Here is a 14,046-nt window from a genome sequence, read left to right on the forward strand (position 1 = left end):
GCTACGTCAGCCACCGTCCCGCGTGGGCCGGCTTTTCATTGGCGGACAGATAATCGGGTCGCCCGACGCCGGGCATGCCCGCGAGCCCGCGCGGCGTGAACCGCTGCGGTCGCGATAGCTGCTGCCACAACATCGGGATCTCCTTGGTCGTCGGTGTGTCTGTATCAAAGGTAGGCCGGAACATCAGGCGGGGCAACAGATTAACGAGAACTATTCGTTGTGCAGCACCTCGGCAATGCGCAGCCGGGCCGCCCCGCGGGCCGGCAGCAGCGCGCCGAGCAGCGCGATCACCACGCCGGCAACCGCCAGCAGCGCCACCGTCGGCACCTGCCACACGTCGAGCACCGCGGGCGGAATTGCCACCCGCGCGGCGTCCGCGGTCATCGGCAGGATGAGCCGGTGCGCGACCATCCCCAGTGGAATGCCGATCAGCGCGCCCAGCACGCCGACCAGCGTCACCGAGGCCAGCACCATCGTCACGACCTGGCGCGGTGTCATGCCGATCGACTTGAGCATGCCGAGGTCGCGTCGGCGTTCCCGGACGTTGAGCACCACCGTGTTGAAGACGCCGACCGCGGCCACGGCGGAGAGCAGCAGCGCCAGCGCCGACGAGAACCCGACCACCGTCACCAGGTAGTCGCTCAGCTGCGCGCTGTCCCACACGTCCAGGCCGGGATCGGCGGCGAGCACGGCCCGCACGTACGCCGCGACGTCTCCGCCCTCGACCAGCTGCACCTGGTAGCGGACCTCGTGCGGCACCGCCACCCGGTCCGGCGCGAGGCCGGTCAGCACCCGCCAGTCCGTCAGGATGCCCTTCGGCCCGGACGGCCCGTCCATCACCTCGCCGACCACCTGCAGCCGGGCCGAGGCCGCGCCCATGCGCAGGGTCAGCCAGTCGCCGACGGCCAGACCACGGGCCCGCATCAGCTCCGCCGGTACGACGGTCTCCCCCGCACCGGTCATCCAACGGCCTTCGGTGAGCTCGTCCGCGTACCCCATGGTGGTGTAGTCGCCGCGCACGAAGTTGATGTTGAGCGGTTCGGTCTGCCCGTCGACCGACACCGGCAGGTTCAGGATCGCGCTGACCCGCGCCGCGTCGGGCAGGCTCCGCAGCAGGGCTTCGACCTCTCCGTCGGTGCGTTGGGTGACCACCGGCGGGCCGGCCGGGGTCACGCCGTCGGGGGTGAGCCGGATGCGGCCGTTCGACGGTTGCACCGCGATCTGCCCGTCGGAGCGGTCCTCGATCGTCGAGATCCGGACCAGCGTGTCGGCGAGGCCGGTCGCGAACGTCACGGTGGTCACCCCGAGCAGCACGGCGACGACGGTGAACGCGGTGCGCCCCGGCCGGGCGAACGGCAGCCCGAGTCCGAGGGAGATCGAGCGGGGCAGTCGCAGGCCGGCGAGGCGACCCTGCACCCGGGTGGCCCGGCCGGCCCGCGGCGCGCTGCCGGCGCTGATCGCTTCGGCGGCGGAGAGGCGGAAGGCCCGGACCGCGGGTACGAGCGCCGCCAGCAGGACGACCACCGGCACGCCGACCAGCCCCGCGACCCAGATCGCCGGCCCGACACCGATGCCCGGGTCGAGCCCGAGCCCCTGGAAGCCCTCGGTCAGCAGCGGTTGCGCGGCGACGGCGCCCAGCGCGGTGCCGAGCACGGCCCCGACGGCGGCGGGCACCGACACCATCAACAGGTAGACGGCGACCACCTGGCGCGGCGCGAACCCGAGCGCCTTGAGGATCCCGATGTGCCGGTAGCCGGAGACGACCGCGCCGCTGACCACGTTGCCGACGATCACGATGCCCACCACGAGGCCGAGCACGCCGAACGTCGCGAGGAACGGCACATAGGCGCCGACGTCGCCGGAGACCGATTCCTTGACGGCGATGTACGGCTGCGTGGCGAGCAGGGCGTCCGTCGGCAGGCCGGCCGTGGCCGTCGCGAGGCGGGCCTCGACGGCCTCCTTTGTGGACACGTCGCCGGTGAACCGGTAGAGCAGCTGTGAGCCCGTCGGGCCCAGCGCGGCCACCTGCTCCGGCGTCACCCAGGCGTCGGCCGACCCGACCAGGCTGTGCGCCCGGCCGACGATCGTGAAGGTGGTCCCGCCCGCCGTCAATGCGGAGGGCCGCGGCGGTCCCTCGCCGGGGTCCTGCACCGGCTCGTTGAGCACGATCTCACCCGGAGCGGCCGGCCAGCGGCCCTCCCACAGGTCGAGCTTGTCGACCGGACCGGCCGGGTCGGACCGGCCGACGACGGTCATCGGCCCGCGCGGTCCGGGTTCGACGCTCCGGTCGGCCTGCACCGTGGCCAGCCCGAACGGCCCCGCCGAGGCCGCGACGCCCGGCCCACCGGCGGGCACGGTCACGGCCGGCGAGAACACGGCGATCGCGTGCGGGCCGGCCTGCCGGGCGAACGCCTTGTCGAACGGCGCCGAGGTCGCCGACAACAACGCCAGCGCCACCACGATCGTCGTCGTGGACAGCAACACCACCAACCCGATGACGAACGTCTGCACCCGCCGCCGCCGCACCGCCGCCCGAGCGGCCCGCCACACGGCACTCATGCCGCCGCCGCCTCCCTTAGCTCGGCGGAGCAAGAGCGGAGGCGAACGCGCTCGCACACCGCCGCCTCCCTTGGGTCACCGTCGCGAACGGGCCTGCGCGCGTTCATGCCTTCTCCAGCGTTCGCTCGTGGGTGACGCGGCCGTCGGTCAGTTCGACGACGCGGCTCGCGCAGCGGGTGGCCAGGCGTTCGTCGTGGGTGACGATGAGCAGGGTCTGGCCGATCTGGTTGAGGTCGAGCAGCAGGTCCATCACCTGTTCGCCGGCGCGGCTGTCGAGCGCGCCGGTCGGCTCGTCGGCCAGCAGCAGCCCGGGCCGGTTCATCAGGGCCCGCGCGACCGCGACCCGCTGCCGCTCGCCGCCGCTCAGCGCGGCCGGATAGGCATTGCGCCGGTCCGCGATGCCGAGCTCGTCGAGCAGCTCCAAGGCCCGTTGCCGGGCCACGCCGGCGCGGCTGCCGGTGAGTTGGGCCGCCAGCGCCACGTTGTCGAGCGCCGGCAGGTCGTCGAGGAGGTTGAAGAACTGGAAGATCATGCCGATCCGGTGGCGGCGGAACAGCGCCAGCTTCGTCTCGTTGAGGCGGCCCAGGTCCTCGCCGTGTACGCGCACCGTGCCGGACGTCGGGCGGTCCAGCCCCGCGATCATGTTGAGCATCGTGGACTTGCCGCACCCGGACGGGCCCATCACGGCCACCGCCTCGCCGGCCCGGACCTCCAGCGACACCCCGGCGAGCGCGGTCGTGTCGCCGTACTCCTTGCGGACATTCTCCAGCCGTACGACTGTCGTCATGGCAGCAAGCTATCCAGCGACCGGCCGGGACGGCGTCGGCCCGGCGATGCAAACCGGCGACCCCGTCATTCCCGGGATGTAGCCGGCTGGACCCTGCGGATGACGCGGCGCGCGGGCCGTTCTGCGATGGTGGTGGGCATGGGTTGGCTGGTGGCAGCGCTGACGACCGCGGTCGCGCTGGGTGTCGCGGTCGCCTGGTGGAGGGCGAACGCCCGCCACCGCAAGGCGCTCGAGGAACGCGGCTGGCTGCTGGAGCGTGAGCGGGAGAGCGCGGCCCGGTCCGCCGTCGAGGAGGAGCGTGCCCGGATCGCCCGCGAGCTGCACGACATCGTCAGTCACAACGTGAGCCTGATGATCGTGCAGGCGACGGCGGCCCGCGAGGTGCTGACCACACACCCGGACGACGCAAATGCCGCCCTGACCGCCGTGGAGGCCGCGGGCCGCACCACGATGACCGAGCTGCGCCACCTGCTCGGCCTGCTCGCACCACCGGCGGACGGCGACGGCGACGACCAGCCCGACGAGCCGCAGCCGAGCCTGCGCCGGCTCAGCCCGCTGGTCGACCGGATCGCGTTCGCCGGCCTGCCGGTGGAGGTGCGGATCTCCGGTGAACCACGGCCACTGCCGTCGGGCGTCGACGTGACCGCGTACCGCATCGTGCAGGAAGCGTTGACCAACGCCCTCAAGCACGGCCCGGGCAGCGGGGGCAAGGCCGAGGTGACCGTCCGCTACGCGCCGCGGTCGCTGCGGGTCGAGGTGCTCACCACGGGCCCGAGCGCCCTGACGGGTGGCGCGCCGCAGCAGCCGGGCAGGCAGGGAACCGGCCGCGGGCTGATGGGGCTCCGGCAGCGCGTCGCCGTCTACGGCGGTGACCTCGACGCCCGGCGCCGGCTCGGCGGCGGGTACCGGGTCCGGGCCCGCATCCCCGTGGACCAGCCATGACGGCGGGACCGGCCGGGTCAGCGCCGCGCGTGCTGATCGCCGACGACCAGGAGCTGATCCGCACCGGCTTCCGGCTGATCCTGACCGCGCGCGGCATCGACGTCGTCGGCGAGGCCGGTGACGGCGTGGAGGCGGTGGTGGCGACCCGGCGGCTGCGGCCGGACGTGGTGCTGATGGACATTCGCATGCCCACGATGAACGGCCTCGACGCGACCCGGCGCATCCTCGACGACGGCGGCGACTGCCGGGTGCTGATGCTGACCACCTTCGACCTCGACCGGTACGTGTATGCAGCGCTCTCGATCGGCGCCAGCGGCTTCCTGCTCAAGGACGTGACGGCCGACCATCTGGCGGCGGCGGTGCGGCTGGTGAACACCGGCGACGCGCTGCTCGCACCGTCGATCACCCGGCGGCTGGTGCAGCGGTTCGCGGTCGAGGACCGGCAGGGGGCGCAGCCGGCGGTGCACCGCGACCTGACCGCGCTGACGCCGCGCGAGCTGGAGGTGCTGACGCTGCTCGGGCGGGGGCTGTCCAACACGGAGCTCGCCGCGGCGCTGACGCTGAGCGAGGCCACGGTCAAGACCCACGTCGCCCGCATCTTCGCCAAGCTGGACCTGCGGGACCGCGCGCAGGCGGTGGTTCTGGCGTACGAGACGGGGTTGGTCCGGCCGGGCGGCTAGAGACGGTGTCGCGGCTAGAGATAGGCCTGGCGGACGCGGCGCAGCCAGGCTTCGACCGGCGCGATGTCCGGGGTCGTGGGCAGGGGCGTGGTCGTCGTGGCGAAGCCGGCCTCGTGTTCGGCCAGCAGCGAGCGGGCCGCCTCGACGTCGCCGGCCGCCACTCGCGCCCCGAAGTCGTGGTAGGACTGCGGGTCGTCGAGCACGACCGGGATCTCGCCGGTCCGGTAGGCGGCCAGGCCCTGGCGGCAGAGGCGCATCAGGTGGCGGGCGTGCTTCGCGACCCGCGGGTCGGGTCCGCTGCGCCGGTTGGCCAGCAGCCGCAGCTGCTTGCCGGCGTAGCCGAGGTAGGCGGCGCGGACCCGGCCGGCGGAGAGGAAGCAGTGCCGCAGCGCGATCAGTTCGGCGCCGAGCGGCGTACGCACCTCGTAGAGCTGGTCCGGCAGCCACAGCAGCTCGGCGACGGTGGGGTTGCCGGCCAGGGCGAGCCGGCAGAACTTGGCCGCCTCGTGCAGCGTCACGTCGGGCTCGTAGGTCACCGAGCTCTCGGGCGGCCGTTCGAGGCCGTGCAGCTCGACGGTGGGCACGGCGAAGATGCCCAGCCGGTCGACGTCGGAGTCCGGACCCGCCAGGCCGTACGCGGTGGAGCCGATGACGCCCAGCAGCAGAACCGACAACGAATCTTCCCCGTGGGATGCAACCAATGCGCGCGCCGGCGCATCTAATCCAATGTGGACGGACGAGTGGTCAGCGCAGCGCGGTCAGCGGCGCGTGGTCGAGGAAGGGGTCCTCGTCCTTGCGCGGCGCCAGCGCGTGGCTCGTCACCGTGTCGACGCTGGTGCCCCGCCCCTGCGCCGGCCGGTAGCGCACGGTTGCCGCGTGCGGCGACGAGTGCAGCACGATCCCCGGCCGCCAACTGCCCAATGTGTGCACCCAGACCCACGCGCCGGGCTGAAAACCCTCGCTGGGAACGGTCGCGGCTTCCGTGCGGAGGTAGGGGTCGAGCAAAGGCGCGGCCATGTGGATCAACTCCGTCGCGGTTGCGGTGCTGGGGGGCTCGCGGGAGGGGTGTGTGCACATGAGCATCGCAGCCGGCTGATCGCCGTGCAAGATTTCATCCCGATCTTTGACATCCTGAGGACATCCGCTGACGCGGATTTCGGTTACGCTTCGTACGTCGCGGTTTCATGGTGAAAGAAGCAAGCCAGGAGGCGGAGATCCAATATCGGCTACTACCAGGAGAAAGTGGAGCGATGGCAGCGCGAAACCGGCACACGGTGCCGATCTTCGACTACCGAGAGCAATTTCTGGATTGTGGCCGCGCGGGTGTCCGATTCGCCGGAAACCGTGGCAGGCGCCAGTTCCCACGTCAAATGACCAGAAGGGACTAGTCCCATGCCGGACACCACGGGATGGATCATGTCCAGCCGATCTGCGGGCAACGGTGGCAGCTGCGTCGAAGCGCGCCGCCACGAAGGATGGATCGAAGTGCGCAACAGCAAGAACCGGTCCGGTGGTCTGGTGCGGTTCACCACCGAGGAATGGGACTCGTTCCTCTTCGGCGCCAAGGGCGGCGAGTTCGACAAGCTGCTGACCGACTGAGGGCAGCGACAGCAGAAGCGCCGGGCCGGTGGAACCGGCCCGGCGCGCGTGACGTAACGGTCAGCGCACGCGCCCGACCGCGCACAGGCCGCTCACCGTCGGCGAGTCCGCCCCGCGCGGCGAGCGGTCAGAAGCTCTCGAGCGGCACGGACGCCTTGCACACCAGGTCGAAGATCCGGCGGTATTCGGTGACCTCGTGCTCCTCTTCGAGGTAGAGGGCGCCGATCTGGGACTCGAGGTAGACCACGTCCGGGTCGTCGGGATCGTCGAAGTCGAGGATCCGGAAGGCGCCGGCCATCGCGGCGTGCGCGCCGACCGAGAACGGCAGCACGCGGATCTCGACGTTGTCGCGCTTGGCGGTGCGGCGCAGGTGCTCGATCTGGCCGTCGAGCACGGTCCGGCCGCCGACCGGCCGGGTCAGCGCGCTCTCGCCCAGCACCGTCACGAGGCGCGGAGCGCGGGCCAGCAGGGCGCGCTGGCGCTGCATCCGCAGCTTCACGTGGCGGTGGGCGGCCTCGTCGTCAGGGGGCTGGGCGGCGCCGAACACGGCCATCGCGTACTGCTCGGTCTGCAGCTCGCCCGGGATGATCTCGCCGTCGTAGGTGCAGATCTTGGAGGCGCTGGCCTCCAGGCCCAGATAGAGCTTGAACCAGTCGGGGATGACCGGGCTGCCGTCCCACCACTCCTCGCGCGACGTGCCGAGGGCGAGCTCGGCGAGCGCGTCAGTGACGCTCTGGTCGGCCCCGTAGAGCCAGCACAGCGCGCGGACGTTGGCCCCGGTGACGGGCACCTTGCCGGTCTCGATGCGGTGGAGGGTCGGCTCCGAGATGCCGAGCTTGGCCTCCGCGACCTCTCGACGGGACTTGCCGTTGGCCAGCCGCAGCTTGGTCAATCGCCGCCCGAGGGCCCGCCGTACCACCCGCTGGCCCGTGACCGGCACTTCCGACCTCCTGTGCGATGCGCCCCCGCGACGCCTCTCATGTCAACTCCGACACCTTACCGGCCGTACCAGTTCAGTTACACCATCCGAAGGATCAAATTGAAAAGATCGATCCGCGCGGTACGGGTACGGCGCGCGCCACCCTATCGGGGGATACTGCCGTCATGCCGCTCCCCTCCGGCTATGCCGATCTGGTCCAGCAGGCGTCCACCGACATGCGTGGCGGCGCCGACGAAACGGCCGTGCTGCGCCTGTTGCGCGACGGTGGCCTGCAGCTCCTGCCGTCCGCCCGGGCGCTGTGCGAGCTCTACGACATCGACCTCGGCGAGGCGCAACGCCGCATCGACCGCAGCGGCGTCTGGTCCGACGTCCGCGACGACCGCCCGCCGTTCGGCGTCGCCGCGGCCTGAGGAGCGCCGCTACAGTTGCCGTCATGCGGAGATGGCTGTCGATGTCTTGCGTCCTCGTGCTCGCGCTGACGGCCTGCTCCTCCACCGACGACCAGCCACCGCCGGACCTGGCGACGATGGCCAGCCCGTGCGACTTCCTCGACGAGGCGCAGCGGACGGAGCTGCAGCTCGGCCCGGGCCAGCTGTCGACCGCTCCGGGTCTCGCCGGCGGGACCGAGACCACGCTCTGCGTCTACCGCGACGCGGCGCTGGGCGACCGCGGCGGCGACTACGTCGACAGCGTCACGGTCACCTTCCTGCCGACCACGCTCGACGTCGCCCGCCGGGCGCTGGACGAGGTCGAGCAGCGCGGCCTGTTCACGGCGGGCCGGATGTCGGCGTACGCCACCGGACCCGACGGCGTGCTGCGGCGCGCGGGCGTCCGGCTCGGCGAGACCACCTGCGAGCGGCTGTTCGCGGCGTCGCCGACCCGGGCGGTGCAGATCGGCCTCACCGTCGAACGGCCACCGCTGGGCGAAGCGGCCTGCGACGCCGCCGTCCGCCTGGCGCCCTCCATCTTCTCCTAATCCTCTTCGGGGCTGTAGAAGGCGATCGTGTTGGCCACCGCGGTGTTGACGGCCTCGGGGGTCGCGCCGTCGGCGAGCTGCGCCGCGCCCCAGCTCTCGGCGCTGGCCACCATGAAGGACTGCGCCTCCGCCGACTCCTCCCAGCCCTCGGCGTCGTCGAGCCCGCCGCCGGCCAGGTGCAGGCCGAGGCCGAGGAACGACAGGTCCCAGCCGACGCCGGTGGCGCCCGGGCCGTACTGGTCCCACAGGGCCGGGTCGACGACCGCGACGTGGCGCAGCATCAGCTCCGTGCCGCCGTCGGGCTCCGGCGACAGGGTCAGGTGCACCTCGCTGCCCGTCGTCGTGGCGATGTCGGCGCCGAAGACCCAGGTGACCACGAGCTCGGTCGGCCGCTCGCAGCGCAGGATGCGACCGCCGGCGTTGCCCTCGATCTGGTAGAGGCCGCCGACCCGCAGGTCGCCGGCGATCGGCAGGAACCAGCGGCCGAGCCGCTCCGGGCTGGTCAGCGCGTCCCAGAGGTCGTCGGCCGGCGACGGGAAGCTCCGCCGCAGGACCACGGATCGCGCCGGGCCCTCAGGCAGGTTCTGCCGGCCCACCTCACGGGTGGTGGCCTTGATCGCGTCCAGGAAGTCCATGTCGGACATTTTACGACTAGCCCGCCCGGGTACGAGACAGGCGAGGACCGAGGCGCTAGCTCTGCTTTGCGAGATCGGCGCAGCCGGCCGTCTCGTCGGGCAGCAGCGGGCGCAGCAGCACCGACCACTGCTTGCCGCCGGACTCCCACGGCGTGGCGGCGTTGGCCTTGGCCGCCGCGGTCAGCACCGCCGCGGCCTGGTCGCCGGTGGCGGTCACGCAGAACACCTCGACGTTGGGGTTGAGGCGGTCACCGGGCAGCGCCGGGCCGGGCCACGCGACAGGCGCGGGCGGCTGCATCTCCAGCAGCGCCTCCGGCTGCACATAGGGCGTGGCGATCCCCGCCACCGACTTCGCCGGGTAGGCGCCCTCCTCCTTGACCGCGCCGGCGCCGAGGGTCTTCGGCAGGTCCTGCAGGGCCGCGAGCAGATCGGAGAGCTTCTTGCGGGCCGTCTTCTGCGCGCCGGTCAGCGCACCGCCGTCGTCGGGCATCTCCAGGGCGTACGCGTCGGTCTGCCGGGTCTGTGCCCCGGTGTTGACCAGGAACCGGGTCGTGGACGCGTCGGCGACGGGCGGCTGGCCCAGGTCGGCGGCCGTGCCGACGCCCGCGTCGAGGGCGCGCTGCACCAGCGCGTCGACGTCGGCCTCGGAGATGCGCGCCTGCTGCAGGTTGGGCAGCGCCGGACCGGGATAGATCGCCGGCACCGGGCCCTCGGTGATCACCCGGCCGTCACCGTAGATCGACAGCGCCGGCACCCGGCCCGGGATCGACTGCGGTGTCACGAACCCGCCGGTGTGCACCACCCGCAGCGCCACCTCGTCGGCGCCGAGCGCGCCGGCGGCCGGTGGGGCCGGTGGAGCGGCGTCCGCGGCCGGTTGTGTCGCACACGCGGAGGCCAGCACCAACAGCGGCACGGCGGCCACAGCCGCCCACGACGAACGTCCCATACCCGATCTGACGATCCAGCGGCCCGTCGGGTTCCGGCTCGGCCGGCCGGGTTCCGGCTTCGGCGTCGCGTTCCGGCTCGGCCGTCGCGTTCGGGCTTTCTTGTCGGAGGGGCGTGGCACGATCGGATGATGGTGCGTGATGATCGACTGGTCGCCCAGGTGCGCGGCCTGATCGGCGCCGATCCGGGGGTCGACGAGCGCCGGATGTTCGGCAGCCTGATCTTCATGGTCGACGGCAACATGGCCTGCGGCGTACGCGAGGACGGCCTGCTCGTGCGGGTCGGGCGCGAGGCGACCGACGAGGCGCTCGGCCGGCCCCACGTGACGCCGTTCGAGATGGGCGGCGGGCGACGCCCGGCGGGCTGGGTGGTGGTCGGCGCCGACGGGCTGGCCACCGAGACCGAGGTGCGGAGCTGGGTCGAGCAGGGCGTGGCCTACGCGCGCACGCTCCCCCCGAAATGAGCGCCACCCCTGCCCGCGAGGCGGGCCGCAGCCAGGCGCCCGGCCCGGGCGTGCTGGCGGTGACCGGGTCGACGGGCGAGCTCGGGCGCCGGGTCGCGCAACGGCTGGCCGACGCGGGCCAGCCGCAGCGCCTGGTGGTGCGCTCCCCCGACCGCGCGCCCACGCTGCCCGGCGCGACCGTGGCGGCGGCCGACTACGCCGACGCCGCCGCGGCCGAGCGCGCACTGTCCGGTGTGGACACGCTGTTCATGGTGTCGGGCGCCGAGGAGGCCGACCGCGTCACCAAGCACCTCACGTTCATCGACGCGGCCGTCGCCGCCGGCGTGAAGCACCTGGTCTACACCTCGTTCCTGGGCGCCGCGCCGGACTCGACGTTCACCCTGGCCCGCCACCACTACGCCACCGAGCAGCACCTGCACGCGAGCGGCATCTCCCACACGATCCTGCGCGACAACCTCTACCTCGACTTCCTGCCGATGCTGGCCGTCGACGGGGTGATCCGGGGGCCGGCCGGCGAGGGCCGGGTCGCCGGCGTCGCCCGCGACGACGTCGCCGATGTCGCGGTCGCCGTGCTCGGTGAGCCGGGGCGGCACGCGGGGCAGGTCTACGACCTGACCGGCCCGTTCGCGCTCACGCTGGAGGAGGCGGCCGCGACGATGACCGCGATCCTCAACCGGCCCTACCGCTACGAGGAGGAGACGGTCGAGCAGGCGTACGCCGCCCGCGCCCACTACGGCGCCCCCGCCTGGCAGGTCGACGGCTGGGTGAGCACCTACACGGCGATCGCCCACGGCGACCTGGCCGAGGTGACCGACACCGTCGAGCGGGTCGCCGGCCACCCACCCGTCGACTTCGCCGAGGTGCTCCGCCGCGCCAACCCGGTGGCCGAGGCCTGAGCGTGTCCGACCTGATCGTCGCCCGGCTGCGGGCCGCCGGGTGCGTGTTCGCCGAGGAGGAGGCCCGGCTCCTGACGGAGGCGGCGCCCGACCCGGCCCGCCTCGACGCGCTGGTCGCCGAACGGGTCCGCGGCGTCCCGCTGGAGCACGTGGTGGGCTGGGCCGAGTTCTGCGGGCTGCGGGTCGCGGTCGGGCCCGGGGTGTTCGTCCCCCGGCACCGCACCGAGCTGCTGGTCCACCTCGCCACCGCCGCGCTGGGCCCGGGCCGCCGCGTGCTGGTCGACCTGGCCTGCGGCTCGGGCGCGATCGCGGCCGCGATCGCCCACCGGCACGGCGACCTCGACATCCACGCGACCGACATCGAACCAGCCGCGGTCGCCGCGGCCCACCGCAACCTGACCCCACTCGCCGGCGCGGTCTACGAAGGGGACCTGTTCGATCCCTTGCCGGCGGGCCTGCGCGGGCAGGTCGACGTGCTGGTGGCCAACGTCCCCTACGTCCCGTCCGGCGCCGTCGGCCTGCTGCCCCCGGAGGCCCGGGAGCACGAGCCGCTGCGCGCCCTGGACGGGGGCGCCGACGGGCTCGACGTGCTGCGCCGGGTCGCCGCCGGCGCGCCCGCCTGGCTGCGGCCGGGCGGCACCCTGCTCAGCGAGATCGGCGTAGGCCAGATCGACGCGGCCAAGACCGCACTGACGGTGGCCGGCCTGGCCCCGGAGGTCGTCACCGACGACGACCTGGACGCCACGGTCATCCTCGGCCGCCGCTGACCAGGGGCCGTGAAGGCTGCCACAGGGTGGGAAACCGGGTCGGTCCGTGGGGTCGGGCTCGGTAGATTCGCGGGCATGAGGATCGGAATCGTGGGTGCCACCGGCCAGGTGGGCGGCGTGATGCGGCGCGTCCTGGCGGAGCGGGAGTTCCCGGTGACCGAGCTGCGGCTGTTCGCCAGCGCGCGCTCGGCCGGCCGGACGCTGCCGTGGCAGGGCGCCGAGGTCACCGTCGAGGACGCCGACACCGCTGACTACCGCGGGCTCGACGTGGTGCTGTTCTCGGCCGGCAAGGGCGCGTCGAAGACGCTCGCGCCCAAGGTCGCCGAGGCCGGCGCCGTGGTGATCGACAACTCGTCGGCCTGGCGGATGGACCCGGCGGTTCCGCTGGTCGTCGCCGAGGTCAACCCCCACGCGATCGCCGAGCGTCCGAGGGGCATCATCGCCAACCCCAACTGCACCACGATGGCGATCATGCCGGTGCTCAAGCCGCTGCACCGCGAGGCCGGGCTGGTCGCCATGGTCGTCGCGACCTACCAGGCGGTCTCCGGCGCCGGGCTGTCCGGCGTCGCCGAGCTCGACGAGCAGGTCCGCAAGGTCGTCGAGCGGGCCGCCGAGCTGACCCACGACGGCGCCGCGGTCGAGTTCCCGGAGCCGCGGCAGTTCGCCGAGCCGATCGCGTTCAACGTGCTGCCGCTGGCCGGCGCCGTGGTCGCCGACGGCTCCGCCGAGACCGAGGAGGAGCAGAAGCTCCGCAACGAGAGCCGCAAGATCCTCGAGATCCCGGGCCTGCGCGTCTCCGGAACCTGCGTCCGCGTGCCCGTCTTCACCGGCCACTCCATGCAGGTCAACGCCCGCTTCGCGAGCGAGCTGAGCCCGGCCCGGGCGGCCGAGCTGCTGGCCGACGCGCCCGGCGTCGCCGTCGACGACGTGCCGACGCCGCTCAAGGCCGCCGGCCGCGACCCGTCCTACGTCGGGCGGCTGCGGGCCGACGAGACCGCCGACAACGGCCTGGCCTTCTTCGTCTCCAACGACAACCTGCGCAAGGGCGCCGCGCTCAACGCGGTCCAGATCGCGGAGCTGGTGGCCCAGGCAGGCTGACGTGGTTGCGCTCCCGCGCCAGCGGTGAATAGGCCGTCGGCGTCAGCCCCGTCAGGGCGCGGAAGTCGTTGACCATGTGCGCCTGGTCGAAATAGCCGACCTCGTGCGCGGCCCGGGCCCAGTCGCGGTCCGGGCCGCCGACCGCGCCGAGCAACCGCTGCAGGCGCGCCACCCCGGCGTACCTCTTCGGCGTCAGCCCCACCCGGGCGAGGAACCGCCGCCGCAGGCTGCCGGTCGTCACGCCGAGCCGGTCACTCACCGCGCCCACGTCGAGCCCGCGACCCAGCCCCACGGCCGCGGCCGCCACGCGCCGGTCGACCGACGACAGCTCCGCCCGCCGGACCAGCTCGGACTGCAACAGCCCGAGCGCGGCCTGCGGTGAGGCCTCGCACAGCCGGTCCCGCAATCCAGACCACCCGAGATCGACGACCGGCTCGTCCAGCGCGTCCACCGGCCCGACGAACGGATATGCCCCTCCGGGCCGGAACACCACGCACACACAACGCCGCTGCTCCGCGGTGGAGATCTCCAGCGGCCCCGCCTGCGGAGGACAGAACCCGACTCCGCCGCGCACGTGTCGCCGCCCACCGGCGTACCAGCTCAGCTCGTCGGACGACAGATTGACCACCAGCTGAGCGTGACCAGTCGGCACCGTCCGCTCGCGCCCCGCCGGCAGGTCACTCTCGTAGTAGCCGATGCTCGAGACGAACGGCGCCAACTCCGGGCGGACAGGCATGACCCCAGTCTGCCGCGCATGAT

Annotated in this window: 17 protein-coding genes; 9 read left to right on the forward strand and 8 right to left on the reverse strand. The window is 73.1% G+C overall.

Translation table 11 applies throughout. The features are described 5' to 3' along the window. Nucleotides 1-210 precede the first annotated feature (210 nt). Nucleotides 211-2,559, reverse strand: coding sequence for an FtsX-like permease family protein (locus O7635_RS00570; RefSeq protein ID WP_278078399.1), 2,349 nt, complete (start codon nucleotides 2,557-2,559; stop codon nucleotides 211-213). 103 nt (nucleotides 2,560-2,662) lie between these two features. Then, nucleotides 2,663-3,346 carry an ABC transporter ATP-binding protein gene (locus O7635_RS00575; RefSeq protein WP_278078400.1) on the reverse strand — a complete coding sequence of 228 codons (684 nt, stop codon included), beginning with the start codon at nucleotides 3,344-3,346 and terminating at the stop codon, nucleotides 2,663-2,665. A gap of 138 nt (nucleotides 3,347-3,484) precedes the next feature. Here O7635_RS00575 and O7635_RS00580 point away from each other — a divergent pair, with 138 nt between their 5' ends. Beyond that, nucleotides 3,485-4,288, forward strand: a complete 804-nt coding sequence (locus O7635_RS00580; protein ID WP_278078401.1) for a histidine kinase — start codon at nucleotides 3,485-3,487, stop codon at nucleotides 4,286-4,288. Beyond that, on the forward strand, nucleotides 4,285-4,968 hold the full coding sequence (locus O7635_RS00585) for a response regulator transcription factor (RefSeq protein WP_278078402.1): 684 nt from the start codon (nucleotides 4,285-4,287) through the stop codon (nucleotides 4,966-4,968). Before O7635_RS00580 ends, O7635_RS00585 begins: the two co-directional genes overlap by 4 nt. Before the next feature lie 14 nt (nucleotides 4,969-4,982). On the opposite strand, the gene O7635_RS00590 is transcribed toward O7635_RS00585, so the two are convergent. Further along, on the reverse strand, nucleotides 4,983-5,669 hold the full coding sequence (locus tag O7635_RS00590; protein WP_278078403.1) for a nucleotidyltransferase domain-containing protein: 687 nt from the start codon (nucleotides 5,667-5,669) through the stop codon (nucleotides 4,983-4,985). Nucleotides 5,670-5,712: 43 nt separating this feature from the next. Further along, nucleotides 5,713-5,985 carry a hypothetical protein gene (locus O7635_RS00595; RefSeq protein ID WP_278078404.1) on the reverse strand — a complete coding sequence of 91 codons (273 nt, stop codon included), beginning with the start codon at nucleotides 5,983-5,985 and terminating at the stop codon, nucleotides 5,713-5,715. 399 nt (nucleotides 5,986-6,384) lie between these two features. On the opposite strand from O7635_RS00595, the gene O7635_RS00600 reads away from it, so the two are divergent. Beyond that, on the forward strand, nucleotides 6,385-6,567 hold the full coding sequence (locus tag O7635_RS00600; protein WP_278078405.1) for a DUF397 domain-containing protein: 183 nt from the start codon (nucleotides 6,385-6,387) through the stop codon (nucleotides 6,565-6,567). A 127-nt stretch (nucleotides 6,568-6,694) separates the two neighbouring features. On the opposite strand, the gene O7635_RS00605 is transcribed toward O7635_RS00600, so the two are convergent. After that, on the reverse strand, nucleotides 6,695-7,507 hold the full coding sequence (locus tag O7635_RS00605; RefSeq protein ID WP_278078406.1) for a helix-turn-helix transcriptional regulator: 813 nt from the start codon (nucleotides 7,505-7,507) through the stop codon (nucleotides 6,695-6,697). Between the two features lie 164 nt (nucleotides 7,508-7,671). On the opposite strand from O7635_RS00605, the gene O7635_RS00610 reads away from it, so the two are divergent. Further along, entirely contained in the window at nucleotides 7,672-7,917 is a 246-nt protein-coding gene (locus O7635_RS00610; protein WP_278078407.1) for a hypothetical protein, read from the forward strand. A 23-nt stretch (nucleotides 7,918-7,940) separates the two neighbouring features. Continuing rightward, on the forward strand, nucleotides 7,941-8,483 hold the full coding sequence (locus O7635_RS00615) for a hypothetical protein (RefSeq protein WP_278078408.1): 543 nt from the start codon (nucleotides 7,941-7,943) through the stop codon (nucleotides 8,481-8,483). Here O7635_RS00615 and O7635_RS00620 read toward each other — a convergent pair. Both O7635_RS00620 and O7635_RS00625 read right to left on the reverse strand, forming a co-directional pair. Next, a complete protein-coding gene (locus O7635_RS00620) occupies nucleotides 8,480-9,118 on the reverse strand; it encodes an SRPBCC domain-containing protein (protein ID WP_278078409.1) in 639 nt (212 codons plus the stop codon). The two genes, O7635_RS00615 and O7635_RS00620, sit on opposite strands and share 4 nt — an antisense overlap. Nucleotides 9,119-9,173: 55 nt before the next feature. Then, the gene (locus O7635_RS00625) at nucleotides 9,174-10,064 is read right to left on the reverse strand and encodes a hypothetical protein (protein ID WP_278078410.1); all 891 of its coding nucleotides are present in this window, start codon (nucleotides 10,062-10,064) and stop codon (nucleotides 9,174-9,176) included. A 129-nt stretch (nucleotides 10,065-10,193) separates the two neighbouring features. Between O7635_RS00625 and O7635_RS00630 the strand changes: the two genes are divergently transcribed. The 4 genes from O7635_RS00630 (at nucleotide 10,194) to O7635_RS00645 (ending at nucleotide 13,287) form a co-directional block, all read left to right on the forward strand. Then, nucleotides 10,194-10,526, forward strand: coding sequence for a TfoX/Sxy family protein (locus tag O7635_RS00630; RefSeq protein WP_278078411.1), 333 nt, complete (start codon nucleotides 10,194-10,196; stop codon nucleotides 10,524-10,526). Continuing rightward, nucleotides 10,523-11,422, forward strand: coding sequence for an SDR family oxidoreductase (locus tag O7635_RS00635; RefSeq protein WP_278078412.1), 900 nt, complete (start codon nucleotides 10,523-10,525; stop codon nucleotides 11,420-11,422). Before O7635_RS00630 ends, O7635_RS00635 begins: the two co-directional genes overlap by 4 nt. Continuing rightward, nucleotides 11,419-12,189: a putative protein N(5)-glutamine methyltransferase gene (locus O7635_RS00640; protein WP_278085338.1), complete on the forward strand. Its 771-nt coding sequence runs from the start codon at nucleotides 11,419-11,421 to the stop codon at nucleotides 12,187-12,189. Before O7635_RS00635 ends, O7635_RS00640 begins: the two co-directional genes overlap by 4 nt. A 75-nt stretch (nucleotides 12,190-12,264) precedes the next feature. Then, entirely contained in the window at nucleotides 12,265-13,287 is a 1,023-nt protein-coding gene (locus O7635_RS00645) for an aspartate-semialdehyde dehydrogenase (RefSeq protein ID WP_278078413.1), read from the forward strand. Here O7635_RS00645 and O7635_RS00650 read toward each other — a convergent pair. After that, complete coding sequence (locus O7635_RS00650) at nucleotides 13,244-14,023, reverse strand: AraC family transcriptional regulator (protein WP_278078414.1); 780 nt, start codon at nucleotides 14,021-14,023, stop codon at nucleotides 13,244-13,246. The two genes, O7635_RS00645 and O7635_RS00650, sit on opposite strands and share 44 nt — an antisense overlap. Nucleotides 14,024-14,046: the final 23 nt, after the last annotated feature.

Source organism: Asanoa sp. WMMD1127, from assembly GCF_029626225.1.
In the GTDB taxonomy this organism is placed as follows: Bacteria; Actinomycetota; Actinomycetes; order Mycobacteriales; family Micromonosporaceae; genus Asanoa.